The organism is Cohnella sp. GbtcB17 (assembly GCF_019091135.1).
GTDB lineage: Bacteria > Bacillota > Bacilli > Paenibacillales > Paenibacillaceae > Cohnella.
Genome location: NZ_JAGXJW010000044.1, coordinates 17,932 through 43,351 on the forward strand (window position 1 = coordinate 17,932; position 25,420 = coordinate 43,351).

At 60.2% G+C, this 25,420-nt stretch carries 20 protein-coding genes; 2 read left to right on the top strand and 18 right to left on the bottom strand.

Annotation, left to right across the window (positions count from 1 at the left end):
- Positions 1-83: 83 nt before the first annotated feature.
- Positions 84-3,428 carry a discoidin domain-containing protein gene (locus tag KVT38_RS22520; RefSeq protein ID WP_217595992.1) on the bottom strand — a complete coding sequence of 1,115 codons (3,345 nt, stop codon included), beginning with the start codon at positions 3,426-3,428 and terminating at the stop codon, positions 84-86.
- Between the two features lie 227 nt (positions 3,429-3,655).
- On the opposite strand from KVT38_RS22520, the gene KVT38_RS22525 reads away from it, so the two are divergent.
- On the top strand, positions 3,656-4,828 hold the full coding sequence (locus tag KVT38_RS22525; protein ID WP_217595993.1) for an oxalate decarboxylase family bicupin: 1,173 nt from the start codon (positions 3,656-3,658) through the stop codon (positions 4,826-4,828).
- Positions 4,829-4,831: 3 nt separating this feature from the next.
- Here KVT38_RS22525 and KVT38_RS22530 read toward each other — a convergent pair whose 3' ends face one another.
- From KVT38_RS22530 to KVT38_RS22580, 11 genes are all read right to left on the bottom strand, one after another.
- Entirely contained in the window at positions 4,832-5,167 is a 336-nt protein-coding gene (locus tag KVT38_RS22530; RefSeq protein WP_217595994.1) for a nitrite reductase (NAD(P)H) small subunit, read from the bottom strand.
- A 12-nt stretch (positions 5,168-5,179) separates the two neighbouring features.
- Positions 5,180-7,630 carry a nitrite reductase large subunit NirB gene (gene nirB / locus KVT38_RS22535; RefSeq protein WP_217595995.1) on the bottom strand — a complete coding sequence of 817 codons (2,451 nt, stop codon included), beginning with the start codon at positions 7,628-7,630 and terminating at the stop codon, positions 5,180-5,182.
- A gap of 257 nt (positions 7,631-7,887) precedes the next feature.
- Positions 7,888-8,364: a NanQ anomerase/TabA/YiaL family protein gene (locus KVT38_RS22540; RefSeq protein WP_217595996.1), complete on the bottom strand. Its 477-nt coding sequence runs from the start codon at positions 8,362-8,364 to the stop codon at positions 7,888-7,890.
- Positions 8,365-8,398: 34 nt separating this feature from the next.
- Complete coding sequence (locus tag KVT38_RS22545; protein ID WP_217595997.1) at positions 8,399-11,374, bottom strand: DUF2341 domain-containing protein; 2,976 nt, start codon at positions 11,372-11,374, stop codon at positions 8,399-8,401.
- 43 nt (positions 11,375-11,417) lie between these two features.
- Entirely contained in the window at positions 11,418-12,344 is a 927-nt protein-coding gene (locus KVT38_RS22550; RefSeq protein WP_217595998.1) for a dihydrodipicolinate synthase family protein, read from the bottom strand.
- Between the two features lie 59 nt (positions 12,345-12,403).
- On the bottom strand, positions 12,404-13,348 hold the full coding sequence (locus tag KVT38_RS22555; protein WP_217595999.1) for a succinylglutamate desuccinylase/aspartoacylase family protein: 945 nt from the start codon (positions 13,346-13,348) through the stop codon (positions 12,404-12,406).
- A 51-nt stretch (positions 13,349-13,399) separates the two neighbouring features.
- On the bottom strand, positions 13,400-14,140 hold the full coding sequence (locus tag KVT38_RS22560; RefSeq protein ID WP_217596000.1) for an MBL fold metallo-hydrolase: 741 nt from the start codon (positions 14,138-14,140) through the stop codon (positions 13,400-13,402).
- Positions 14,137-15,153 carry a Gfo/Idh/MocA family protein gene (locus KVT38_RS22565; protein ID WP_217596001.1) on the bottom strand — a complete coding sequence of 339 codons (1,017 nt, stop codon included), beginning with the start codon at positions 15,151-15,153 and terminating at the stop codon, positions 14,137-14,139. Before KVT38_RS22565 ends, KVT38_RS22560 begins: the two co-directional genes overlap by 4 nt.
- A 25-nt stretch (positions 15,154-15,178) precedes the next feature.
- On the bottom strand, positions 15,179-16,384 hold the full coding sequence (locus tag KVT38_RS22570) for a pyridoxal-phosphate dependent enzyme (RefSeq protein WP_217596002.1): 1,206 nt from the start codon (positions 16,382-16,384) through the stop codon (positions 15,179-15,181).
- A 42-nt stretch (positions 16,385-16,426) separates the two neighbouring features.
- Entirely contained in the window at positions 16,427-17,383 is a 957-nt protein-coding gene (locus tag KVT38_RS22575) for an aldo/keto reductase (protein ID WP_217596003.1), read from the bottom strand.
- 105 nt (positions 17,384-17,488) lie between these two features.
- Positions 17,489-18,166, bottom strand: coding sequence for a FadR/GntR family transcriptional regulator (locus tag KVT38_RS22580; protein ID WP_217596004.1), 678 nt, complete (start codon positions 18,164-18,166; stop codon positions 17,489-17,491).
- 224 nt (positions 18,167-18,390) lie between these two features.
- Between KVT38_RS22580 and KVT38_RS22585 the strand changes: the two genes are divergently transcribed.
- Positions 18,391-19,068 (top strand): FadR/GntR family transcriptional regulator, encoded by a 678-nt coding sequence (locus tag KVT38_RS22585; protein ID WP_217596005.1) that lies wholly within the window; start codon positions 18,391-18,393, stop codon positions 19,066-19,068.
- On the opposite strand, the gene KVT38_RS22590 is transcribed toward KVT38_RS22585, so the two are convergent.
- The 6 genes from KVT38_RS22590 to KVT38_RS22615 all read right to left on the bottom strand — a co-directional run bounded on the left by KVT38_RS22590 (position 19,040) and on the right by KVT38_RS22615 (position 25,420).
- Entirely contained in the window at positions 19,040-19,837 is a 798-nt protein-coding gene (locus tag KVT38_RS22590; RefSeq protein ID WP_217596006.1) for an SDR family oxidoreductase, read from the bottom strand. The genes KVT38_RS22585 and KVT38_RS22590 overlap by 29 nt on opposite strands.
- 31 nt (positions 19,838-19,868) lie before the next feature.
- Positions 19,869-20,687, bottom strand: a complete 819-nt coding sequence (locus KVT38_RS22595; RefSeq protein ID WP_217596007.1) for a carbohydrate ABC transporter permease — start codon at positions 20,685-20,687, stop codon at positions 19,869-19,871.
- Between the two features lie 13 nt (positions 20,688-20,700).
- The gene (locus tag KVT38_RS22600; protein ID WP_217596008.1) at positions 20,701-21,573 is read right to left on the bottom strand and encodes a carbohydrate ABC transporter permease; all 873 of its coding nucleotides are present in this window, start codon (positions 21,571-21,573) and stop codon (positions 20,701-20,703) included.
- A gap of 83 nt (positions 21,574-21,656) precedes the next feature.
- Complete coding sequence (locus KVT38_RS22605; RefSeq protein WP_217596009.1) at positions 21,657-22,991, bottom strand: ABC transporter substrate-binding protein; 1,335 nt, start codon at positions 22,989-22,991, stop codon at positions 21,657-21,659.
- A gap of 405 nt (positions 22,992-23,396) precedes the next feature.
- A complete protein-coding gene (locus KVT38_RS22610; RefSeq protein WP_217596010.1) occupies positions 23,397-24,533 on the bottom strand; it encodes a Gfo/Idh/MocA family protein in 1,137 nt (378 codons plus the stop codon).
- Positions 24,533-25,420, bottom strand: coding sequence for a fumarylacetoacetate hydrolase family protein (locus KVT38_RS22615; RefSeq protein ID WP_217596011.1), 888 nt, complete (start codon positions 25,418-25,420; stop codon positions 24,533-24,535). The genes KVT38_RS22610 and KVT38_RS22615 overlap by 1 nt, the downstream gene beginning before the upstream one ends.

A 25,420-nucleotide genomic window follows, 5' to 3' on the forward strand; every position in this document is an offset into this window, starting at 1 on the left:
ATAAATGATGGCGGCCTATCGTTATTATTCAAAAAAAAGAAAAGCGCAGCATGTGCGCTTTTCTTTGAATCCGAAACGATGATTCAGGTTCCCATGCCGTAATCCGGCGATCCATATACTTCGACTTCCACGTAATGCTGCGAGTTGTTGTTTTGATTCCCGTTCGCCCACAAACGGACGTATCTGGCGGTGGTCAGCGGGAAGTTCACCGTTTTGCCGGCCGCATTATCCGCGTACAGCGGGTCGGTCCCGTTGCCTTGTCCGGCCGTATTGTCGGCATCGTTGTTGAAGACGGTCGTCGTCCCCGATGCCGGGAACGTCGGATCGTTCGACAGCTGAATAATGACGTCATAATAGATCCGGTCAAAAGTGATAAAATGCCAGAGCTTCACCTGATCGATTCTGAATTTCTGTCCCAGATCGAGCTGAACCCATTGCGGACTGGCAGGCCCGCCCGATGGGCCGTCCTGATTGGCAAAGCCGTTGTCCATTTTGCCGTCCGTAACCCGGTTCGGATTCCCTAAAGCCGAACTAAATGTAATACGGGCGTCTTTGGCCAAAGGCGCCACGTTTTTGCGTCCCTGCAGCGGCGAGGTCGGCGTGACCGCCGGCACGCCCCATGCCTCGACTTCGGTGTAGTGCTGCGTGTCGTACTTCGTGCTTCCGTTTGACCAGAGGCGGATATACCGCGCATTCGTTTTCGCAAACGTGATGTTTTTGCCGTCCGCCGTCTCTGCGTACTCGCCGTCCGTCCCTGTCCCCTGCCCCGCCGAATTGTTGGCGTCGTTGTTGAAGACGGTCGTCTTGGTCGCAAAGGTCGAATCGTTGGACAGCTGCACGATGACGTCATGGTAGGTGCGGATGTCCGTCGCGGTATAATAATGCAGCAAACTGATCTTGTCGAGCTCGTAGCTGCGGCCCAGATCGATCTTGACCCATTGCGGCCCGGTATCGTCCATGTTGGAGTACGCCGTCTTGACCCCGTCCGTCAAACGTTCGGGGAAACCGAGCGCGCCGCTTGCGGTGATCGTCGTCTTGCCGGCCGCCTGGTTCTTGTAAACGCCGGGATTGTAAGCCGCCGTCTCGAACAGGCCGGTATCGTCCGCATAAGCATTGCCTGTCGCTCCCGCCGCTCTCCAGATTCGCACTCTGGCCGACGTGTTAGTCGCGCCTGTCGTAAACTCGACTTCCTTGCGAACGTATTGATTGGCCGTGCTCTGGGAGACGTCGATCGCGGTGCCGCCGTAGTTGAGCACGCCTACGTTGATGGCCTGACCGCCGGTGTCCGTATACACCCAAGCGACGAATTTGTAAGTCGTATTCGGCAAAAGGCCCGTAATCAGCTGTTCGACGCCGCCCCCGGCGCCCAGCTTCAACCGCGTTCGCACGCCGCGCTTGCGGAAGTCAGAGTTGGCGTAGGTGCCCTCGATGCTGCTGTCGGTCGTGGTTGCAGAGGAAGTCGTCCATGGCGTCCAGCCTTCCAGAAGCTTCTCGAAGCCGCTGTTGTATACCCGGTTCATATAAGGCGTCGCGACGGGCACGTACGACGTCGGCGCAAGCGCGGAAATGCCGGCCGTCCAGTCCGTGCCGCCGTACTCGTAAGCCCCCGCGTCGGGCGCGGCATCGACGTAACCGTCCGTGATGCCCGGAATAATCGCGCCCATATTAACGGCCGTCGAATCGATGTTCAGCCGGAAATTTTTGTTCGCGGCATTCGCGAAGTTGAGACCAGCATCCGTAATCGTGTTGAACCCTCGGACGACGTCCTCGGTCAGGGACACCGGATCGGTGAAGATGTTGTTGAATACGCGCGTGCCGTACAGCTCGCTCTTGTACGGGCTCAACATATCGCCGCCGTAGCCGATGCTGGCCGTCGGGTTGCCTACGACCGTGTTGTTGTAAATCAGCTTGTAGTTGCCCGGCGTATTCATCTGAATGCCGACGTCGTTGTTGTAAATAACGTTATGGTGCGCGACGACGTTTTCCGTGTAGTTGTCGAAATACAGTCCTACGCGCATATCGTTCGCCGTGCTGCCGTGAACGGCATCGTGAATCAGATTGTGGTGGATGTTGCTGTTGCCCAGATCCGTCCCCCATGCGTAGATCAAGGCACCGTCCCGGGACAGCCACATGCCGTTCGAGATATCGTTGTAGGAAATCTCGGCGATGCCGTTGTTCCAGTAGATGATGTAACGGCCCGAATTTTCCATTTTGTTGCTGCTGATAACGTTATTCGTTCCGCTTGTCAGCTTGAGCAGCGGATCGTAGGAGGCCATATAGCTGCCGTCGTGAATGTAGTTGTTGACGATCCTGTTATTGCTGCCGCTGATATTGATCAGCGTGCCGGTCGAATAAGCGATCGTGCTGTTCTTAATCTCGTTGTCGTTGCCTACGATCGCGATGCCGCCGTTCACTTGGTCGGGATTTGTCGTGTTCTGGGAGTAATTCGAGTAATAAACGTACTCAGCCTTCACGCCGTCCAGCAGGTTGTTGTTCGAGCCGTTCATCGTAATGTTGGCCGCGAATGTCTGAATGCCGGCCAGCTGAATAAAGTTTTTGCCGTTCAAGTTAAAGGCGGTCTTGCGCTTCTTGATCTCCACATTGGTCGGCGCTCCGCCGCCGGGCGCCCACAAATAAACCTTCTGAGCGGCGGTGTCGACGTACCACTCTTTAGGCGCGTCCAGCGCTGCGAGGATGCCGCTGAGGAAATAAGTGCTGCCGGCCTTGGGCTTCAGCGCATCGTAATAGCCCGTGATCGGCGCATAAGTAAATGCGCCGGTCGTGGCGTTGTAACTCGTCAATTGGCTGGTCATCGCTTGATAGGCGTTGCCGCCGCGAACCCAGATCTTGGCGCCGTTCCAATTCACGTTCGTCGAGACGAGCGCAGCATCGGTAATCGTATTCTCGTCGCCGCTGTCCGCCACGGCTACGCCATTCATCAGCCCGGGCAAGTCGTAGGCGCCAATGTTCGGCCACCGCGCCTCCCACAGCGGGGTCACAGTCGTACCGTTTTTAACGAACAACTGGTTTTCATTGGCGGGGAGCGTCCCGGTGAAATTCGCTACGTAAATATTGCCGCTGTGCACGCTCCACCCGCCAAGCGGCTCGGTGCCGCTGACGACGACCGTCGCGCCCGCGGCCGCCTCGTACCGGATCGGCGCGGTCGACGTGCCCGAGTTGGCAGGCGTCACCGTCTCCCTGTACGTTCCGGACTCGATGATGCACGTATCGCCTTCCGTCATGGCCGCCGCGCACTGGCTGATCGTCTTGAACGGCGTGGTCGTGCCGTTGCCCGTCAGACTGCCCGAAGCTGCCGATACATGATACGTCGTTGCGGCACTCGCGCCGGGCGGGGGGAGGAGCCCTGCCGCCAGCGACAAGACACAAGCCATGGCAAGCGTGCGGAACCCATTTAATCTTACCGACATCATACTGCCTCCTCTGGTATCCTTTTTTAACTACACCCAGAACATAGCAGGAACGCAAAGAAAGGAAAGTGCAAGATCTGCACTTTCCTCCACTGCGGCGACGCTCGCCGATTGCGATATTTGAATCTCGCCGTTGGACACTCGGTTGTGCACATATAGCCCAAGCCGACGCTCATACAATTGCAGCAGGACGGCAGTCCGGCAGTTAAAACGAGGAGCTGAAGCTTATGGAAAACGTCCCCCGCCGACAAGCGGGGCCCCTTAAAGTGCCCCAGCCCGTCCGCAAGGACGGCGCCGGCGGTCCCGACTTCGGACCCCGCGACGTGCTGAGAGATCTGGAAAATCCGGATATGCTCGTGCCGCCGGCCACCGACGCCGGTTTGCTCCCCAACATGAAATTTTCGTTTTCGGATACGCATATGCAGTTGAATCATGGCGGCTGGTCCCGGGAGATCACCGTGCGGGATCTGCCGATCGCAACGACGCTGGCCGGCGTCAACATGAGTCTTGTGCCCGGCGGCGTGCGCGAGCTTCATTGGCATCAGCAGTCCGAATGGGCGTACATGATCTGGGGCTGCGCCCGCATCACGTCGGTCGACGCGCAGGGCCGCAACTTCATTGCCGACGTGGAAAAGGGAGATCTGTGGTTTTTCCCGGCCGGACTGCCCCATTCGATCCAGGCGCTCGAGGAGGGCTGCGAGTTTCTGCTCGTCTTCGACGACGGCAATTTTTCCGATCTGAACACGCTGTCGATCTCGGACTGGTTCGCGCATACGCCGAAGGACGTGCTGGCGGCGAACTTCGGCGTGCCCGAATCCGCGTTCGACGGCCGGCCGGACAAACAGTTGTACATTTTCGAGGATCGCGTGCCCGGTCCCCTCGCATCCGAAGCCGTCGAGTCGCCCTACGGCGCCGTCCCGCTCTCCTTTAAGCACAAGCTGCTCGCGCAGGAGCCGCTTCGGACGCCGGGCGGCAGCGTGCGCATCGTCGATTCCACCAATTTCCCGATCTCGAAGACGATCGCCGCCGCGCTCGTTGAGATCGAGCCGGGCGCGATGCGGGAGATGCACTGGCATCCGAACAACGACGAATGGCAGTACTATCTCTCGGGTCAGGGCCGCATGACCGTCTTCGGCGGCAACGGTACCGCCCGGACCTTCGACGTCAGGGCGGGAGACGTGGGTTATGTTCCCTTTGCCTTCGGGCATTATGTGCAAAACACGGGCAGCGAGACGCTTTGGTTCCTCGAGATGTTCCGGAGCGACCGGTTCGCAGACGTCTCGCTGAACCAATGGATGGCGCTCACGCCGAGAGACCTGGTGCAGGCGAACCTGAACGCCTCGCCCGAGCTGCTGAACGCGCTGCGCAAGGTGAAGTGGCCGGTCGTCAAATATCCTTAATCCTTAGGGACGGCCGATATAGACGTCCCCGTCTACGATGCGGACGGGGAACACGGCGACCTGCCCGCGGTCCGGCGCCTGCACGGCGCCGTCCGCCAGGCCGATCCGCCAGTCGCAGATCGGATCGTACAGCACGTTCCCGGACACGATGCCGTCGACGATCGTGCCGCCGCGCGGACCGGGGCTCTTGTTTTCCAGCGCAAAGATGTCGCCTTCCGTCGTCTTGAACACGGCGATCTCCGATTCGCCAAGCCGCACGAGCTTGCCGATGCGCGCCGGAAACCGCTCGACGCTCCCTGCGAGGCGGTATCCCGCTGCCTCCAGTTGTTCTCTTGTCATCCTCGCATCCTCCTATTCCTTCCTGCCGCCGCCGGCCGGAATGGCTATCTCTCCGAACAATCGCTCGCGAAGATTCGGATTGTCGAGGATCTCCTGCCAAGGCTCCCTCACCCGCGCGAGCGCGGCTTCCATCCGCTCGGCCAGCGCCTTGCGCCCGGCCGCATCCTCCACGATAACCGTCTTGACCTTCTCGAGGCCGATCCGCTCGATCCAATCCGACGTGCGTTCCAAATACTTGCCCGTCTCCCGATAGTACTGCATGAACGCCGATACGATCTCGATCAGCTCTTCGTCGGTCTTCACCTTGCAGAGCAGTTCGGCCAGCCGGGCCTTGATGCCGCCGTTGCCGCCGACGTAAATCTCCCAGGCGCCTTCGTTGCCCACGATGCCGATGTCCTTTGTCGACGACTCGGCGCAGTTGCGCGGACAGCCGTTGACCGCCATCTTGAACTTGGCCGGCATGTCGAGCCGCTCGTACTTTTTCTCGAGCACGATGCCCATGCCCATCGAATCCTTCGTACCGAAGCGGCAGAACTGAGAGCCGACGCACGTTTTGACCGTGCGGAGCGCCTTGGCGTACGCATAGCCCGAAGGCATGCCGAGGTCCGACCAGATCGCGGGCAGATCCTCGCGCTTCACGCCGAGCAGGTCGAGCCGCTGGCCGCCCGTCACCTTGACGAGCTTCACTTTATACTTCACCGCGACGTCGGCGATCAGGCGCAGGTCCTCCGGCGTCGTGACGCCGCCGTACATCCGCGGCACGACGCCGAACGTGCCGTCCTTCTGGATATTGCCGTGCATCCGCTCGTTGACGAAGCGCGAGTCCTTCTCGTCCTCATGCTCCTGCGGCCAGATCATGCCCAGGTAGTAGTTCAGCGCCGGCCGGCACTTGGAGCAGCCCTCCTTGTTGTTCCAGTCGAGGGCGTAGCGGACTTCCTTGGACGTGATGAGCCCCTTCTCCTTGATCGCCGCGACGACCTCGTCCCGGGTGAGCGGCGTGCAGTCGCAGATGCCCGCCTGCTTGGCAGCAGCCGAATCGTACTTGTCGCCGAGAGTCAGCTTCAGAATCTGCTCGACGACCGGCTTGCAGCCGCCGCACGAGCGCGTCGCTCCCGTGGCGAGCTTGATCTCGTCGACCGTCGTAAGCTCGCGCTCGCGGATCGCGTCGACGATCATCTTTTTGGTGACGCCGTTGCAGCCGCAGACGATCTCCTCGTCGGCGAGCTCCGCCGCTCCCGCTCCCGCCGGAGCGGCGGCCGTCCCCATGACGATCCCATGGTATTCGTCGTTCATGACCGCGCCCGTGCGGATCCACTGCTGCAGCCGCGCCGACTGGCTGCTGTCGCCGACGAGCACGCCGCCGACGATGACGCCGCCGCGGATGAGCACCTTCTTGTAGATTCGGCGCCATTCGTCGTGCATGCGCACGACCGTCAGATCGGATGCGTCCATGAACTCGCCCGCCGAGAACACCTCGACGCCCGAGATTTTCAGCTGGGTCGACACGACCGAGCCGGCATAGGGGGCGGTGTCGACGCCGCACAGATGCTTCGCGAGCACCGCGCCCTGCTCGAACAGCGGCGCGACCAGGCCATAGCTGACGCCGCGGTGCTCGTTGCACTCCCCGACCGCGTACACGCCTTCGGCCGACGTGCGGAGCAGGTCGTCGACGACGATGCCGCGGTTCGTCTCGATGCCGCTCGCGCGGGCCAACTCGACATTCGGCTTGATGCCGACCGCCATGACGACGAACTCTGCCGCAAGCTCCGAGCCGTCCGCGAATCTGATCCCGCTCACGCGTTCGCCGCCGAGAAAGGCCTCCGTCTTTTTCCCCATCGCGAACTTGAGCCCCTGCAGCTCAAGCTCCTGCTGGAGCAGATGCGAGGCCGTCGGATCGAGCTGGCGCTCCATCAGCTCGCCGAGCAGATGCACAACCGTGACGTCCATGCCCAGCTTCAGCAGCCCTTTGGCCGCTTCAAGCCCGAGCAGCCCGCCGCCGATAACCGCCGCCTTCCGGTACTTGCCCGCCGCCTCGAGCATCGTCTCGCAATCCGCGATGTCGCGGAAGCCGACGATGCCCTGCTTGTCCGCACCCGGAACGGGCAGCATAAACGGCTTCGAGCCCGTCGCGACGATCAGCTTGTCGTAAGGAGCGCTTGCGCCGTCCGACGTCGTCACCGTTTTCGCCGCCGTATCGATTCGCGTCACCGTCGTTCCGGTATGCAGCTCGATGCCGTTTTCCGCGTACCACGCCCGGCTGTTCAGAATGATCTCGTCGATCGACTTGCTCTTCTCGAGCACGTAGGAGAGTTGGATGCGATTGTAATTCGGATAGGGCTCGCTGCCGAAAACCGTAATCCGATAAGCTTCGGGAGCCAGCTTGAGGATCTGTTCGACCGTGTTGATGCCCGCCATTCCGTTGCCGACGACGATGAGGCGCTGACGATCGCTAGGTTGCTGCATGGGATGACTTCCTTTCGTTGCCACGGCTCGAACGGCGCGAGATTCGCGAATTGCGTCTCGCGGCCAACCGACAGGGCAATTGGCTTTTCATGCTGCTCTCATTTTATACCCCCTCGGGCGACCGCGATGTGATAAAGGTCATAGACGGCTGCGGAAGGCGGCGCGAGGCCAGCAAACGGCAAAAAAACCGCCGGCGCGAAACCGGCGGCGGTCGAACGAGAGCCCGCATCCCTTCGTCATTGCGAACGGAACTCTTTTCACACTTTCAGAAGATCCCGGCGAATCTTAACTACGACCTTGCGAATTGAAGCCGGGGCCTCTATATAAATGCCCGGACGATGAATCTCGCCGGGCAGGAAGATGGCGTACATCCCTTTGCTCAGATAAAGGCAGCTCTCCTGCCCCAGTCGATCGTACAAGACGACATCCTCCGTCTTCAGCAAATCCTGTTTGACGGATGTCCCGTCCGCTCCCGGCGCGAACCCCATTCGTTCCGCCCCGTCGAGCACATAATGAACGTCCGCATAGAGACCGTGCGCCTCCCCGAGAGCCTCCTCGGGAGAGCGCGTCACCGACTCCGACAAGAGCGCGTACATCCGCTCTCCGTCCAGCTCGATCCGGCCGGTCTGCATCGACCTGAAGTCCGTCTCCCGAAGGAAGGCCATCGCGCGCCTTAGCCCCGCGGGCGCAGCCTCCCATTGCATGGCCCCATTTTCCAACCAACCTGCCATCATGTTGCAGTCCATCCTCCTGTCCTGTCAGAACCCGTTAGGCCGGCTGCTCCGTCCCGATCGTACCGGCCGCCGGCAGACCCGCTTCCGTATTCCGGATCGTCAGGTCGTCGATATAAACATCGGTGCCCGTCGCGCCCGTGCTCGCGGAGGCGATGTTGAAATGCGTAACGAGATTGCCGCTCTTGTAGGTGCCGGCCGTGCCCTTGAAGGCTCCGTCGACGTAAATCCCGATCGTCCCGGCCGTCGCGTCGAAGCGCAGTTCGATGTCGTGCCAAGCGTTCAGCGTCAGATCCGTCGTCACCGGCAGCTCTGTCCGGCTGCCTGCCGAGTTGTACACCTTCAACGAACCGTCGGACTCGACGAAAAATTGGAACATCGTTCCTTCTGCCGAGTGCACGTACGAATACGGCTCCCTCAGGGAGAAGGAGAACGAGTCTGCGAGGCTGTGCGCGTACAGACTGAATTTGACGATGCCCTGCCTCATCCCGGGGAAGAGGCGGCTGCCCGCGGTCAAGCTTGCCGTGTTGTCGTCCAGCAGACGAAGCGATCCCGCTCCGCTCCGAGCCTGGTTATGGCTGACCGCGATCGTCGAGCCTAGCTGCCACCAGTAATCGTTTTTCAGCTCCTCGTATTCGAAGTCGTCGGACACGCCGTGGGATTTATACAGATATCGCTGAAAATCCTCGATCAGCAACGTCTGCGCGGTCGACAGATTCGTCCCCCACCAGCCGAATAGATAGGTGTCCGGGTCGATCATGACGGTGGACGGCTGCGTCGCGGGACGGCTGATCGTATCGGCGTTCACGCCGGGGCCGGACAGCCGGGTGCGTCCGAGCAAGTCGCGCATCGCGTTCCAGGATGCCGTCTCGTCCTTGCTGTACGCCAGCGTGAGCGGATTGCGGATATAGCTCGTCCCTCCGAACGCATTATTGCCCGGCCACAGCAGCAGGACATCGCCGTTTGAATGGCGCGTCAATACGGACATCGTATTGGACGAGAACATATTCGCGTCGACCGGCATCGACCATGTTCGCCCGTTGTCGGTCGAGACGCTCTCCGCCAGCCGGACCTTGGTCGCGACCTGCTGCCTCATGTACATTTTAAGCGAGCCGTCTGCCAATTGAAGGATGGAGGGTTCGGATAGACCTCCCTCGCCCCCGCTTGCGGCAACGGATAGCTGGCTAGCGCTGCGCTGCCAGGTCGCGCCCTTGTCCGTCGAATAGACGACGCTGACGGCGAAGCCGCCTTCGGGATCCTTCACGTAAGCGAACGGGAAAATCCAATCTCCGTTGGCGATCTGGATCGGGTTAGCGTAGGTGACGTTATACTTGACCGGGTAGGTAACGCCGTCGTAGACGAGCGTGCCCGTGTCGATCTGCCGGGGAGTCGTGAACGTCTGTCCGTTATCGGTCGATCTGGCCATGTAAAGATCGTTGCGGCATGCGTTCAGGCAGTCCGTCGTGGTATACCCGTAATAAGAGTAGAAAAACAGCAGCACGTCGCCGTTGTCCGGATCGACGAACAGTCCCGCAGGCTCGTCCCGGCCCGCATTGTTCAGATTCGCGATCTCGACCGGCGTCGTCCACGTCCGCCCTCCGTCCGTCGAATACTTCGCATAAATGCCGCTGGTCGTCGACTGAACCCGGTTGGCCACCATCATCAGGCTGCCGTTCGCGAGCCGTACCGGCTTGACGTTATCCTTAAACGGCGTCGTCGTATGATCCTCCAGCGTCTTGTTGCCGTACTCCACCTGCAGCGCTTCCTGACCGCCTCCCGTGAACGAAGCGGACGGATTGCCGTAATAGAGCCAGATCGTCCCGCTTCCCCCCGCCGCGAGGCTCGGGATCCTTACGGAGAAGCCGCCGTCGTCCATCTCGAAGGCCAGCTCCCGACCGCTTGCGTCCGCAAAGCGTACGTCCGCATAATCGTAGCCGAGCTTGCCCGCCGCCTGCAGCGCGCTTGCGCCGATCGACGTCTTCGTCACGTAAACGGCGCGGTCCTCCTGGAGCTGCCCTCCGCCGTTCGACACGGAGATCGCCTTCTTGAACGCCCATACGCCCCCGCCTCCTGCCGTCCACCGGCCGGCCGGCCGGTTCGCCACGGCGAGTATCTGCTGCAAATTCGGGTTCGAGAACGTAAACGAGGCATCGTCAAAATGATTGTGAACTTTGACATACCGGGCTGTAGCGGAAAAATTGTACAGGATGATTCGATTGTTCAGCTTGAGGAAATCGAAGTCCGTCACTTTGGCGAACGTCGTATTGTCGTTGCTAACGTAAAGGGACAGATCGGACTTCTCGATTCGCGAGGGTCCTGACGGTTCCTTCAGCTCGACCGTGTTGAAGGAGACGGTCGCTCCCAGGTCGACACCTACGCTGCGGTACGCGTAATCGAGCGCGGCGGAAACCGACTGGCCCCAATTCCCGACCGCGCCAGCTGCCGGATTGCGGTCGTCGTTCACATAACCGACCGTCCCGCTTAGCGTTCCCGGCTCGGGCTGGATATCGAGCGCCTCCAGCAGGTTTTGCAGATTCGCTTGCTTTAACCACACGCTCGCATTTCCCGCGTCGGAGAAGTTGGCGTGCACTTTGACGTATCTCGCGGAGGCGGAGAAATCCCGAAGCACGATGGAATTCCCCGACTTGTGGAAGCTCCAGCCGGTCAGCGGGACATAAGTCACGTTGTCGTTGCTCGTATAGACGGCCAGATCCGAACTGTGGTTTATTCGATTCGTCCTGTCGTCGTCGATGAGCCGAAGCTCGCTGAACGATCGAGTCGTCTGAAAATCGATGCCGACACTCCGGCCGGCGTAATCGAAGGCCGCGGACGAAGTATAACCGAAGTTGCCGAGCGAGCCGCCGGTCGGCGAGCTGTCGTCGTTCAGGTAGCCGACGCTGCCGGGCAATCGCTCGGCATACGCCGCCTGCGTCTCTCCCGGCCATGGCGCGGGAATGAAGGGAACCGTCACGAGCGCGGCAAGCAGCAGACAGAGCTTGGAGCGTTTGATCATAAATCAAGCACCTCTCTCATCGTCTAGTGGTATTCGATTCGTTTCAAAGCATGCTTACGGATGCGAACTTACGAATGGCGAGCTCGATCTTCGCATGCAGCGCATCGATCTTCTCCGCATGGCCCGACGACAGCTTCGGCAGCGGCGCCCTGACGTCCCCGCAGTCGACCCCCCTGCGGCGAATGAGCGCCTTCAATGCCGCGTATACAGGCAAGGTCAGCAGGTCGGCGATAATGTCGTTGATGCAGAACTGCACCTGGCGGGCTGCCTCGATCCGCCCGGCGGCATATTCCTGCTCGAGCCGAACGAACAGCTCCGGCATGATGCCGTACGTCCCCCCGATCCCCGCGTCTGCGCCCATGATCCGTCCGGCAAGATATTGTTCGTCCGGTCCGTTGAACATCAGGAAGCGCTCTCCGCCCATCGCTTTGAATTGCTGGAGCTCGTATGTGCTCGCCGCCGTCGTTTTGATGCCGATGAACTTCGGATTGTCGAGCAGCTGCGCAAGCAGCCCCTTCGTCAAGCTGAAGCCGGTCGTCGCTGGGATATGATAGATGATGAACGGCAAGTCCGTGCTGTCCGCGATCGCCGTCCAATGCCGGCCTACGGCATCCTCCGAGTAGCCGTAGTAAAAAGGCGCTACCGCCGACAATGCGGCAGCTCCCGCTTTCTCGGCATGCACGGCCAGCTCGATGCTGTCCTGCGTAGCGAGCGCGCCGACGTGAGCGATGATCGGTACTTCTCCCGCGCTCGCTTCAATTGCGGCCTCCAGGACCAGCTTGCGCTCCTCGACGCTCTGCAGCAATCCTTCGCCGGTGCTTCCCCCGACATACAGCCCGTCGACGCCTTTGCCGATCAGAAACCGCGTCAGCTTCTGAACGGCGTCGGGACTGACCCGGCCTTCCGCGTCATAGCATGAATTCATGGCGACGATGACGCCTTTGAATTTCTCGGACCATTGCACTGTCATACGAAGTTATCCTCCCGTAGTTAAAGCCTGTTAGTTTTAAAAAAATAAGACATAAAAAGTCAACCGTGCATTGGCGCGATCAAATAGATCGAATCCCCCTTGCGAACGATCGGGGTGCCCAGCAGCATCACCAGAATGCCGTCCGAGGAAGCGCGAACCTCGTCCTGCACTTCGCCGCCATAAGAACGGATCGTGCCGATGCGATCGCCGGACCGAAGCTCCGTCAGCAGGGGAACGTCCGGTATAAAGAAGCCGTCCGCGGCGGCGGCGACCGATTCGTCGAAGTTGCCGTCGCCATGTATCGTGCGTATCGTCGACGGCGCCAGCCCAAGCTCGGAAGCATTCGGACGGACGAGCATGCCGAGGTGGTTCATGAGACGCAAGGCTCCCCGGTAAAACAGATCCGAGTCTTCCGGCCGAATTCTGCGCCCGCCGTACGCTTCGGTGTACAGCCAAGGAACCCCGAGCGCTTGGGCCGACGATACGCTTCTGCCCGGCGCGATCCGCTCGTGCCCCCAGAGCAAGGGGCTTCCGAACGCTTCGGCGGCAGCGCGGCAGCGGCGGCCGAACGCCGATTCCGGATCGTGATAATAGCCCGCCAGCGCGGCGACGGCATAGTGCGTCCCTCCGCTGTGAAGATCGAGAAAGAAGTCGCTCTCGGCGATCAGACCGTGGAGCGTGGAGGCAAGCCGCTCCGTTACCGTGCCGTCCGGCTTGCCCGGAAAGACGCGCGCAAGATTCGTGTCGTCATCGGGACTGATGCGGGCGCCCGCGCGGTAAGCATACGGATTTGCGATCGGCAGCATAACGAGGCTTCCGGCGAGCTCCTCCGGAGAAAGTCTCTCATAGAGTCGAAGAATCGTCTCTACGCCTTCGTATTCGTCCCCGTGAACGGCGGCGAATACGAGCAGCCGCGGCCCGTCTGTCAGTCCTTCGATCTCGAGAAGCGGAATCGACACCGGTTCCCCGCCGGTCTCGAGCTTTAGGAGACTGCTTTTTTTCATCGATGGCTCATCCCTTCATTCGTTTAAGTCGGCCTACGTCGCTATCCTCGGTCACACGATGCTAAGCGGAGGCAGACCCGCTTCGAACCGGGCATTCGCCGCCGCAACGCTTGCACCGCCGCCTGCAGTCAAGGGCCGGTCGTGTCCGGCATACAGTTGCTCCACATCCAGCATCGCAAGCCGCGCGATCGTATCCCGATACTTCTCCAAGCTGTAATCCGGCGTCGTCTGCACTGCCAGCTTCCCGCCCGGGAACACGGCATCGGTTGCGAACAATGCGCGAAGCTCCGGACAATAAAGTGCGATCATATCGGCGCTGTGACCGGGAGCGGGCAGCACGCGAAGCGTCAGTCCGCCCCCGAGCTCCAGCACCTCGCCAGGAGACAGAATACGATCGACGGGACACGCCTCGAACCGGTAGTCCGGCGGATACACGCCCGCCGCTCTCGCTTCGATCAGACTCATCCGCTCTTCGTCTCCGCGGCCGACGATATCGGCGGTCGCGGCGCTCGCAGCGACGCTCAACTGCTTCAGTCGAGTGCGCAAGCCGAAGGCGCCGCCGGAATGGTCGGCGTGGGCATGAGTGAGTATCAGGCGCCGTATGCGTTCCGGCTCGATGCCGTCCGCCAGCAGGTTGGACAAGATCGCCTTCGTCCCGCGCCCCGCGCCCGCATCGATGAGCGTGTAATCGTCGCCGGTCTTCAAGACGTAAACGTTGCAATCGAGCGCGTCGCTGACGAGCGGGCCGAGCGCTCCCCCGCCGACCGCATACACATGCTCCGTCAGCTTCATGGCGCTCCCGCCCGCTCGCTTATGCGTACGACTCTTCCTTCCGCGGCCGACCGCTCGACGCAGGCGGCGACACGCAGCGCGCGAAGCGCGTCGCGCGGCTTCAGGATCTCCGACGGTGCGCCCGCTCTCGCGCATTCGACGAAATGGCTCAGTTCGGCGGCAAGCGAGCCGCCTCTCGCGCCGTGAAGAACATGATCGTTGAAAAAACCATGAACGTCGGTCCTGCTGTCGTCCGAATAATAGACGCCCGGTTCGGGATCGACGATCATGACCGCCCCTCTTTCCGCGGAGATCTCCATTCGAACGTCGGCCGGGGCGGGCGCCCCTCCGGGCAGAAGCCAATTGTTTTCCAAAATGCCGATACCGCCCTTTCGGAAGGTCAGCATCGCCCAACTGGCGTCCGGCGGACCGCCCGGTTCTGCCGAGGAGCGAAGGGCGTACACCTCTTCGACCTCGTCGTCCATATACCAGTGCATCAGGTCGATATCGTGAATGCCGAGGATATAGGCCGGATGCACCCGATTGTAGATAGGAAAAAAAACGCTGCCGTTGTTGCGCTTGGCATAGATCGTACGGATCCGTCCGAACGGGTTGGCGGCAAGCCTGTCCTTGACTGCGGCATATCTCGGATCGAAGCGCAGCACATGCCCGATCATCAGCACCTTGCCGCCGCTCTCCGCCGCTTCGATCATCCGCTCCGCCGCCTCCGGTCGATGGGCGATCGGCTTTTCCGCGAAAACATGGATGCCCGCCCGAAGCGCGGCGATCGTCGGTTCGTCGTGCAAATGTTCGGGCGTCAGCACGTCGACGGCGTCGAAGGCTTGGCTATCCAGCAGCTCCCGCCAGTCGGTATAGCACGCGGCGTCCGGGAACCAAGCCTTGAACCGCGGGAATCTCTCGGCGTCCTGATCGCAGATCGCGGTCACCTTCACGCCGGGTATCCGGCTCCAGATGCCGGCGTGAAGCTCCGCAAACCTGCCGAGCCCGATCATTGCCAGCTTCAGCTCCTTCATGGCGTACCTCCTCGTCGCAATTGAATTAAATCGTCAACGCGGACACTTCCAGTAGAGGAACGTCCCGATTTTTCACCATCTCGGCCACGCTGGCGCCGTCTTTGAAGCCGACGCCGCTGACGATGCAGACGACCGGTCCGCGATCGAACGTCCTGCCGTTGTCCCGTTCGCGGATCAAGCCTGCCAGCGCGGCTGCGCCCGCCGGCTCGCAGAAGATGCCTTCCTCCTCCGCCAGCAGTCGTTGGGCCGCATAAATATCGTCGTCGGGGACGGATACGCACGAGCCGTCTCCCGCCGCCATCAGCGCAAGCGCCGCATCGCCGTCCGGCGGATTCGGCACCTGCAGGCCGGAGATGCTCGAGGTTGCCGGCCCGGGCGCCGGATGCTTGGCGCCCTGCCGATAGGCGACCGCGATGTTGGCGCAGCCGTCCGGCTGTACCGCTACCATATGGGGCTTGCCCCCGGCCAGCCCGAAGCGGCTCAACTCGTCGAAGCCCTTCCAGATGCCGACGTACAATCCTCCGCCGCCCGCCGGCGCATATACCCTTGCGGCAGCAGCATCTCCCAGTTGCTCCGCGATCTCGTACGCGATCGTCTTGACGCCTTCCATCGCATAGGGATTGAAGCGGAAGGCGGTGACCATGATCTCCCAGTTTCGCGCCTTCGAAGCCGCGACGACGCGTTCGAACACCTCCTCCCCTACTTCGGGGCTATAGCCGAAGCCGACCACCTTGCGAACCGACGCGCGATAGGCCAGCACCTGCGCCAGCTTCGCTTCCGCCATGTTCTCCAAGACATAAAGATGATAGGGGAGCTTCGCGCGCGCCGCATAAGCGGCCGCCGCAGCGCCGGCATTGCCGGACGACGTGCCGATGCAGGCTTCTTTCCCTTGAGCGAGCGCCCAGGAGACGCCCATCGCGGCGATCCGATCCTTGTACGACCCGGTCGGATTGCCGCCTTCGTACTTAAAATACAGGGAGTCGACGCCGAGCCGTCCGGCCAACGACACGCTTCGCACAAGCGGCGTCCCGCCTTCTCCCAGTTCGATCCGGCTGCCGACGGGAACGTCCGGCAGCAAAGCCGCGTACTTCCAGATTCCTTGGACCGCTCCCTTGTTCCAGTTCGCGTCCGGCCGCTCGTACTGAAGCAGCAAAGCGCCTCCGCACAAGGAGCAGGCGTACGGAGTACCGGACGAAGCCGCGATGCCGCAGGCGCTGCAAATCGCGATCATGACGTTCCCTCCTCAAAATATGGCGTGCCCTTCGTCTTCCCGTTACCCTTGCTTCCATCGGCCGGGAATAAGCAGCTCCTCGGGCACCTCGCCGAACAGCTTGCCGATATCCGCCGCCGCCCGTTCGGACAGCGGCGGTCCGTTCAGCAGGCGGATGTTGGCTTCCAGCTGCTCCGGCCGTTCCATTCCGACGATCAAGCTGTCGATGCCGGGATAATCCCGAACAAAGGAAAACGCGAGTTGAAGTACGGATATCCCTTCGTCTTCCGCCATCTTGCGCAGCGACGTCAGCAGCGGTTCGGCAGCGGCCAGCCCGCTCGGCAGCAAGGCAGGCTCCAGGGTGAACAAGCCTTGGAGGAACACGCTTCTTGCGACGATCGTCTTGCCCGCTTCGCGCATTCGTTCAATCGCGCCGAGCCGCATAAGGCGATGATCGAAAACATTAAAGGGAATCTGTACGACCGAATAGACGTCGTCCCGGATTTGATCCGCCAGCGCGACGTATTGCTCGGCCGTATGCCCCGTCAAAGACAAACCGCCCGCGCCGATCAGGCCTTCCTCCCTCATCCGGCGCATCGTCCTCGTCACTGCGCTTCCGTAGCGTCCAAGCGCGTCCGGGTCGTGAAGCTTCAGCACCGACAATCGCGGCAAGCGAAGGCGCTCCAGGCTGGCGCTCACGCTCTGGTACATAAAAGCTTCGATCTCTCGCTCGCTCAGGGCCGATCCGGTCGGCAGCTTGACCTTGGACATAACCGTTCGCTCCGCCGGCGCTTCGCTCTTCCCGAAGTAATCGCCGAGCCGCCGCTCCGAATTCCCGTATTCCGGAGCCGTGTCGAAGGCGCGGATGCCTGCTTCTTCACATGCCGTCAGCATCCGGTCGGCATCCACTTCCTCTGCTGCATTCGCAATGCCGTAGCCCTTTAATCCGAGCTGCGCCGTTCCGAGCGTCAGCTTCGAGATCGGCGCGGTGCCAGCTCCCGTTCGACCGTCCTTATTCACCCTTTCAACCTCCGCTATGATGGTATGACCAGTTATCAGAAAGCGGAGAGGGAATGAATCGATGCCGGAATGCCGCATCCATTCGCGCTCTCCTGTCGAACCCGATTAAATAAACTTCTGAAGCGGAGCCAGGTGTATCTCCATCTCCCGCTTCGCTCTTGCCACGTCCTTCGCCCGAATCGCATCGGTCACGTTCTGGTGCTCGTCGACCGATTTTCTCGAGCTCTCTACAGAATCGAAGTGCAGCGTTCGAATCTTAAGAAAGAAGTCGCTGATCAGTCCGCTCAGCTCCAGATACGTCTCGTTGCCGGTTGCCCGGAACAGCGTCTCATGGAACGCCAGATCCTCCTCGATCGGCGGCAGACCCCGATCGACCTTTTCCGCCATCCGGCGATTCCACTCGTCCATCTGATCCAGGAAGGCGACATCGTAGTGCTCGATCGCCATCTCCACGGCGCCAAGCTCCAGAATGCGACGGGTCTTTACCAGCTCGGTCATCTTGCGTTCGTCCTGCTGCCAGCGAAACGAAACCTGCTCCAGGATCGGCTTTAACGACGGTCCTCCCACATAGATTCCGTCACCCGTTTTGATTTTCACGATACCGAGCATCTCCATCGACTTCAACGCTTCGCGAACGACCGTTCGGCTAACGCCCAGCGCATCGATGAGCTGCTTCTCGGAGGGCAGCTTATCGCCTTCCCGCATGTCTTTCTCTAAGATATACGCCTTGATTCTTTCGCTCACGATGTGGGACAGGTTCACTTTCTCCGACGAATTCAACATGCACTCACCTCCGGCACTCCGCCTTACTGCTAGACAGGATAGACTATCGCAGCTTTTTCCGTATCATGTACCTTCAACGCTACTCGTCGCTTCGTTCACTGTCAATCGCGACTCCGGCGCCTTCCTCCATTTGACAGCGCACGGAATGAGGGGTACCCTTTATTTAGTGGTCTGACCATTGGTATAGCCAGCCGCATCGTTGACGCAGAAGGAGACTAACGTCCATGAAGCCGATTGACAAGACCGAGCGATACACGTTGACCGAGCTGATCGTTCGCAACCTGAAGACCTATATGCTAGACAACGAGATGAAACCCGGCGACAAGCTTCCGGCCGAACGCGAGCTATGCCAGACGCTCGGCGTCAGCCGCGCCGTTCTGCGCGAAGCGCTGCGTTCCCTCGAGAGCGCCGGCTTGCTTCAGATTCGCCATGGCGAGGGCAGCTACGTCGCCGCTCATTTTTTCGATCCGCTATACGAACAGCTGAACTTCATCCAGCTTATGGAGCCTAAGCGGCAGAGCGACATGCTCGGCATCCGCTACCTCATAGAAGCTTCCGCCTGCGAGTCCGCCTCCAGAGTCGGCGTCCGGGCATGGGACGATCTTGTCGAGCTTGCGGACCGCTTCGAGCAATCCGCCGGCTTGGACGCCGCTTCGCGCAGCGAATTGGACGCCCGCTTCCACCTGGCGCTCGTACGCACCTTAGGCAACAGGACGCTGGAGGAGATGACAGAAGCGTTTCTGCGACTGAACGCCCGCTTCGACGACACCGACGAGGCGCATCGCGCGCACGCACGCGAACATGTTCTCTACCTGAACGCCATCCGCGAAGGCAACCTGGAGCTCGCAAAGAAGCTACTCGAGAAGCACCTGACTACCAACTGCTCCACCCCCCGTCCATAACGAGGTTATGTCCCGTTATGTACGATGAAGCGCGGGAGGCAAGGTAGACGACAGCGCCTTTGATATCGTCGTCGTCGGCCATCCTTCCGAGCGGCGTTCTTTCTTTGTACTTTTGCATAAATTCATCGTCGGCGTCCTCCGGGCCGCCGGTCGGGTTGTACCCGCCGGGGCTTATGCTGTTGACCCGGATGTTATAAGGCCCGTAGTAATTGGCCAGCCACTTGGTCATGCCGACCAATCCCCACTTGTTGTACGTATATTCGATTCCGCTCGTTCTGCCGGTGCTGCCGTAAATGGGGAAATGCGGGCCCAATATGCCTTGAATAGAAGAGATATTGATAATGTTTCCTTCCATCCTTTTCCTCATCGCGGGCACGACGGCTTTGGTCAGCAGCATCGTGCCGAGTCCGTTCACCTGTTCGGCCGCGTTCCAGCCTGCCGCCTCCGTCTGTTCCAGATCGGCCAGTCCGACCCGGGAGACGGCATTGTTGATCAAAATGTCGATGCGTCCGTAACGCTCCAGCGTCTGCGCGACGAACGATTGAATGCCGGCTTCGTCTCCGAGATCGAGCGCAAGCGCGGCGGCGTCCGCGCCCTCGTCGCGAAGCTTGGCGGCGAGAGATTCGCATTCGGCCACGCCTCGCGAGGCGATCACGACGGTAGCGCCTGCCTGTGCGAGCGCAGTCGAGATATGCGCGCCGTACAGGCCTGAGCCTCCCGTCACGACCGCCACCTTGGAATCGAGGCGGAACAGCTCCATCACATTCATCGCCGCGCCCTCCTTTTTTCTCCCATATTGATTACCCTTTCACGCTGCCCACCGTTATTCCCTTGACAAAATAACGTTGAAACGCGATAAAGACGACAAATATCGGAATGAAGCCCATCGTAGCCGCCGCCATCTGTGCGCCGTAATTGGCCGAAAATTCGCTGACAAGGGTGGAAATGCCGACGTTGATCGTCATCTTCGCCTCGTCGCTGAGCATAATCAGCTGCCACAGGTAGTCGTTCCAGGTGAACGAGAATACGAAGATGGCAAGCGCGCCGATTCCCGGCTTGACGACCGGCACAAACAGCCGTGCGAACAGAGACAGCTCGCTGCAGCCGTCGATCTTGCCCGCCTCGAGCAGTTCGTTCGGCACCGTCTGGCTGAACTGCTTCATAAGAAAGGCGGCGAACGGCAGAGCCAGGACCGGAAGAATGACGCTCCAGCTGTTGTTGACCAGATGCAGATTCCGCATGAGCGTGAACAGCGGAACAAGACCCAGCTGACGCGGAATCATCATCGTCACGATGACCAGCCCGAACAAAACGGCCTGCCCGGTGAATCGATGCTTGGTGAATGCATAGCCGGCCATCGTCGCCACGGCGCAGGTAAGCAAGGTCGCGCCTCCTGCGATCAGCACGCTGTTGAGCAGCCAGCGAACCACCTCGCTCTCCGCGAACAGCTTCGTATAGTTGGCCGTCGTCGGAGAGGAAGGGAACAACTCCGGCGGAATACGGATGGCCATCGACTGGCTCTTGAACGAACCGGTGATCATCCAATAGATCGGAAACAGAAAAAATAGCGCGCATAGATAGAGGACAAGGTCGACAGCCCATTTCAATCCTTTGGTCATCGGAGGCGCCCCCTTAATACTCGACATCGGAACGGAAGAATTTGAATTGAATCAGAGAGAACATCGATATCAGTATGGCAAGCAAAACCCCCATGGCCGAAGCAAGCCCCAGATTCCCGTACTTGAAGGCCGTCTCGTACAGCAGGTACATGATCGTCGTCGTCGAATAATTCGGTCCGCCTCCGGTGAGCAGTTGAATCACGACAAACGTCTGGAACGCTCCGATGGTCGTCGTCACGACGATATACAGCGTCGTGGGCTTCAGCAGAGGCAGCGTAATGCTCCAGAACTTCCGCCATGGCGATGCGCCGTCGATCGAAGCCGCTTCGCCGTAGGAGGCCGGAATCCCCCCCAGACCTGCCATATAAAGAATAAACGGCTGTCCGACGCACCAGGTAATCACGACAAGGATGACCGCGATCAGCGTAACCGAGGAATCCGAAAGCCACATGACAGGCCCGATCCCAAGCAGGGAGAGTCCGTAATTCGCGACCCCTGTCATCGGATTATAAATCCACAGCCAGGCGATCGACAAAATGACCTGCGAAGTGACGATCGGCAGATAGAAGCTCGCCCGGAAAAACGAAGCGACGGCCGCCGACTTGTGGATGACGATGCTGGCCGTCGCGAGCGAGAAGCCTACCGATAAAGGCACGACGCCCAGGACGAGCAGGAAGGTATTGCGGATCGACTTGAGGAATACTTCGTCTCCGAGCAGATGCGCGTAGTTGCCGAAGCCGACCCATTCCTTGCGGCCAATGCCGTAGTCGAACAAGCTCAGGTAAATCGCGTCAAGAAACGGATAAATCTCGAAGGCGGCAAATACGAGGAGAAACGGCAAAATGAAGAAGAAACCCCAAAACTCCCGGTAAGCTCTAGATGCCATGTTCCTATCCCAACTCTCTCCATGAACTTGACCGGAGGCGTTCATGCCCTCACGGATGAACCCTCCGGCCTGGCTCCTGCAATCTACTTGGCGTTCGATGCGATGATCTCGTTCGCCTTGGCGACCCAGTCGTCGAGCGCCTGCTGCGCCGTCTTATGCTTCGTGAATGCGGCCTGAAGCTCCGGGAAAAACGCGTTGCGAGTCTCGGCGTAGCCCGGAATCGACAGTCCGATATCTTTCGCGTACGCGGACAGCTTGATCGTCTTGCCTTGCGGGGAATCCTCCGCATAGCTCGACGCCATCGACTTGCGCGTCGCGATGACGCTGGCGGCTTCCGCCATCTTGGCCATGCTTTCCTTGCTGTTGGCGAAGGTCGCGAAGTCCTTGGCGGCGCTCATCTTCGCTTCGTCCTTCGTATTCCAGACCCAGGTGCCATAGCCCAGAAGAAGCGAATTCGAGCTCTTGCCGTCCTTGCTCGGGTAGGGAACAATGTCGTAGTTGAACTTCTTGGCCGAGCCTTCCGCGAACGCCTTGTCGAATGCGCCGAAGTTCGCCAGACTGCCGAAGGTCATGCCGATCTTTCCTTGCAGGAACATCTCGTTGATGACCGCGCCCGCCTTCAGGCCCGGCACGCCAGGCGGCGTCAACCCTTCGTCGATCAGGCTTGTCAGGTAATCGAGTCCTTCGACCCCTTCCGGAGAATTTAGGACCGCCTTCGTCTTGTCGTCGGACCAGGTGCTGGCGCCGAAGCCCCACAGGAACAGGTGGTGGCTCTGATCGCCGCCCGTATCGCCCGCATACGTGCCGAAGCCATAAATGCCGGCTGCCGGGTCGTTGACAGCCTTGGCCGCTTCTTTGAATTGATCGTACGTCCACGTCGCCATGTTCTTCGGCAGCAGATCGGTTGCTCCCTTGGCCTCGAACAGATCCAGATTCACCATCATACCCGGCGCCGTAATGCTGTTCGGAATGATGTACAGATGCCCGTCGACCGATAGCGAATCCAGAACGCCCGTCTCGAAATCTTCCTTGTCGATCGCTTCCTCCAACGGAACGAGCAGCCCTTTCTTCGCGTAGGTGAGCGGCCAGCCGATGGCGCCTTGCTGGACGTCCGGGAGCTCTGCGGTGTTGATCGCAATGCTGATTCTCTCGGCGATCTTGTCATCCGGCGTCTTGACCAGCTTGATCGTCGTACCCGGATGAGCGGTCTCGTAATCACTTTTGATCGATGCATAGGCGCTTTGCAAGTCCTCCCGCGCATCGACCCACCAGGTCAGCTCCACCTTTTGCCCGGACGCGCTCCCGCTTGCCGTAGCGCTGCCTTCCGCCGGCCGTTCGTTATTGCCGCCATTGCCGCAGCCTGCGATAAATCCGATCGATAAGACGAGTGCGCCCGCTATCCCGTTCGCTTTTCTCATGCGTATCCCCCTAAGGTTTGAAGTTCGAGTTGCCGCCTTCCGGTTGTTCATCCTCTCGATTCCGAACCGACCTAAAGTCGTTAAGCTTGCGTCTCTTCGCTGCTCAAGCTCTCTTCATGCGCAACCTTGCCAGATCCACTCTTCAACCAAACCTCAAGCTTTGAGAGACACCCCCGAATTAGTATTATGGTCATACCACCAGGCATGAACAAAAGCCTCTCCCGTTTTCCTTTTCACAACGGCGCTTTCAGATCTTCCTACAAAAGTCCGATCGTATATATCTCTCAGCCGTTCAAAAAAATGAAGAGTATGGTATGACCAGATGATAGATAAAGCTTACACTGTTGCTCCACGCCTGTCAATCATTTTGATTCATTTTCGCAAAATGTGTAAGGTAATATAACGTCATTTTCCATTGTAATCGCAATCAAAGCAGTCGGATGTCAGCTTAATCATGCGATCTTTCGCGGCGGATCTCATAGACGCCTCGGCCACCGCTACCGAACGAAGCGCCGCCGTTCCGTCAAACAGCGCTTGAAAGTCGGTCTCGATCGACTTGCCGCCGACGGCAGCGAGAAATGCAAGCATTTCCCGCTTCATCGGCGTCCGCAGGAAATCGGGCGGGCGCTCCTCGGGGCTTCCGAATACGACTCCGCCGCCCCGCTCGCCGCGAAACCATGCAGCACGTTGCTCGTCCTCCTGCGCGTCCCCGTTTATCCCGACGCGGACAGGCGGCTCTCCTACTTTCCTGAACTCAATCGCGGATTGATGCCAGTCGACCCAGACGGAGCCGTTCGTTCCGTTTAACTTCACGTAATGCTCGCCGCGGCGATAGCTCGATCCGTAATAAAGCGTGCCGAGCGCCCCGCTCTTGAATCGAAGGCTCAACAGCAGCACGTCGTCTTCGCCGGAGAAGCCGTGCTCTTCGCGATGGGCGCCCCGATCTCCCAGCATGACGAGTCGCTCGACCGGTCCCATCAGCGACAGCAGCAAATCCAGCTCGTGTATATGGTGAAACAGCTGTCCTCCGGATTGAGCGCGATTTCCTTTCCATGCTGATTGGGGACGCGCGTCCTCCCAGCCCGTTCGTGCCGCGTGAACGGTCGTGAGCGTGCCGAGCTCTCCTGCCGCCACCCAGGCTTTCACTTGCCCGATGCCAGGGAGAAAATGCAAAATGTGGCCCAGCATGAGCCGCACGCCGTTCTCGCGGCAAACGTTCACCATCTCCATGCAATCGGTCAGCGACAGGGCGGCGGGCTTCTCGCAGAAGACGTGCTTGCCCTGCGAGGCTGCCGCGATAACGGACGCCTTGTGCAAATGATTCGGATTGGCCACGACTACGGCATCCACATCCGCGCGACGGAGAAGCGCGTCCGCGTCAGACTCCGCATCGCAGCGAAGCATGTCGGCCAAGCCGCGGAGATCGCGATTCCCGCCGCCGCAGACGGCAGCCAAGCGAACGTCCTCCATTCCGCCAAGAATACGCGCGAACTCCGCGCCGAAATATCCGCAGCCGATCACACCGACGCCGATGCTTGCCATCAGACCATCTTGTTCGTCAGGCGGCCGAGCTTTTCGATCTCAACCGAGACGACGTCTCCGGACTTCAGATAGACTTGCCTTTCGGCCGGATAGCCCAGCACGACGCCCTCGGGCGTCCCCGTGAGAATGAGGTCTCCCGGCTCCAGCGTCATATGCCGGGACAGATAGCTAACGATCTCGTCGCAATGGAAAATCATATCCGCCGTATTCGACGATTGCCGGGTTTCCCCGTTCACCGAGCAGGAGATGGAGAGCGCGTTCGGATCGCCGACCTCGTCCGCCGTCACCAGCCAGGGCCCGATCGGCGCGAATTTGTCGCAGGTTTTGCCCAGCAGCCATTGGGAGGTGCGCAGCTGCAGATCCCTTGCCGACAGATCGTTGGCGTTGCAGTAGCCGAATACATAGTCCAGCGCCTCCTCGCGGGCGACATCCTTGGCCTTGCGTCCGATGACGATGGCAAGCTCGGCTTCGTAATCGACCTGGTCCGAGACGGCGGGCAGCGGAATGTCTTCCCGATGCGCGGCAAGAGCGTTGCCGTATTTGCTGAACAGAATCGGCGACTGCGGGATCGGCGCATTCGTCTCTTCGGCGTGCTTGCGATAGTTCAGGCCGACGCAGACGATCTTGCCCGGCTTCGGCACGCAAGGCGCGAAGACGAGCTCCTCCTCGCGGAGCACATAAGCGCTTTCCGCACGCTCAGCCAGCGCCCGCAGAGCGGCGATCGCCTCCGGCCCGCCTTCGATCGCGTCGCCGACGGTAGCGGGAACGGCGGCGTCCGCTCCGCCCGACATCGCGCCGCGCGCCTCCGTTACGTCCAGTACGGCACCCTCCGCAATCCGAATGCCGAGGCGGCTCGCGCCGTCCCGGATAAAATGAAGCAATTTCAT

What these genes read in the sequence shown, in the direction of transcription:
- KVT38_RS22525 (WP_217595993.1), top strand. Translation starts at nt 3,656, where the DNA reads ATGGAAAACGTCCCCCGCCGACAAGCGGGGCCCCTTAAAGTGCCCCAG.
- KVT38_RS22555 (WP_217595999.1), bottom strand. Translation starts at nt 13,348, where the DNA reads ATGAAAAAAAGCAGTCTCCTAAAGCTCGAGACCGGCGGGGAACCGGTG.
- KVT38_RS22550 (WP_217595998.1), bottom strand. Translation starts at nt 12,344, where the DNA reads ATGACAGTGCAATGGTCCGAGAAATTCAAAGGCGTCATCGTCGCCATG.
- KVT38_RS22585 (WP_217596005.1), top strand. Translation starts at nt 18,391, where the DNA reads ATGAAGCCGATTGACAAGACCGAGCGATACACGTTGACCGAGCTGATC.
- KVT38_RS22580 (WP_217596004.1), bottom strand. Translation starts at nt 18,166, where the DNA reads ATGTTGAATTCGTCGGAGAAAGTGAACCTGTCCCACATCGTGAGCGAA.
- KVT38_RS22615 (WP_217596011.1), bottom strand. Translation starts at nt 25,420, where the DNA reads ATGAAATTGCTTCATTTTATCCGGGACGGCGCGAGCCGCCTCGGCATT.
- KVT38_RS22530 (WP_217595994.1), bottom strand. Translation starts at nt 5,167, where the DNA reads ATGACAAGAGAACAACTGGAGGCAGCGGGATACCGCCTCGCAGGGAGC.
- KVT38_RS22565 (WP_217596001.1), bottom strand. Translation starts at nt 15,153, where the DNA reads ATGAAGGAGCTGAAGCTGGCAATGATCGGGCTCGGCAGGTTTGCGGAG.
- KVT38_RS22545 (WP_217595997.1), bottom strand. Translation starts at nt 11,374, where the DNA reads ATGATCAAACGCTCCAAGCTCTGTCTGCTGCTTGCCGCGCTCGTGACG.
- KVT38_RS22560 (WP_217596000.1), bottom strand. Translation starts at nt 14,140, where the DNA reads ATGAAGCTGACGGAGCATGTGTATGCGGTCGGCGGGGGAGCGCTCGGC.
- KVT38_RS22610 (WP_217596010.1), bottom strand. Translation starts at nt 24,533, where the DNA reads ATGGCAAGCATCGGCGTCGGTGTGATCGGCTGCGGATATTTCGGCGCG.
- KVT38_RS22590 (WP_217596006.1), bottom strand. Translation starts at nt 19,837, where the DNA reads ATGAATGTGATGGAGCTGTTCCGCCTCGATTCCAAGGTGGCGGTCGTG.
- KVT38_RS22520 (WP_217595992.1), bottom strand. Translation starts at nt 3,428, where the DNA reads ATGTCGGTAAGATTAAATGGGTTCCGCACGCTTGCCATGGCTTGTGTC.
- KVT38_RS22605 (WP_217596009.1), bottom strand. Translation starts at nt 22,991, where the DNA reads ATGAGAAAAGCGAACGGGATAGCGGGCGCACTCGTCTTATCGATCGGA.
- KVT38_RS22600 (WP_217596008.1), bottom strand. Translation starts at nt 21,573, where the DNA reads ATGGCATCTAGAGCTTACCGGGAGTTTTGGGGTTTCTTCTTCATTTTG.
- nirB (WP_217595995.1), bottom strand. Translation starts at nt 7,630, where the DNA reads ATGCAGCAACCTAGCGATCGTCAGCGCCTCATCGTCGTCGGCAACGGA.
- KVT38_RS22595 (WP_217596007.1), bottom strand. Translation starts at nt 20,687, where the DNA reads ATGACCAAAGGATTGAAATGGGCTGTCGACCTTGTCCTCTATCTATGC.
- KVT38_RS22570 (WP_217596002.1), bottom strand. Translation starts at nt 16,384, where the DNA reads ATGATCGCGATTTGCAGCGCCTGCGGCATCGCGGCTTCGTCCGGTACT.
- KVT38_RS22540 (WP_217595996.1), bottom strand. Translation starts at nt 8,364, where the DNA reads ATGATGGCAGGTTGGTTGGAAAATGGGGCCATGCAATGGGAGGCTGCG.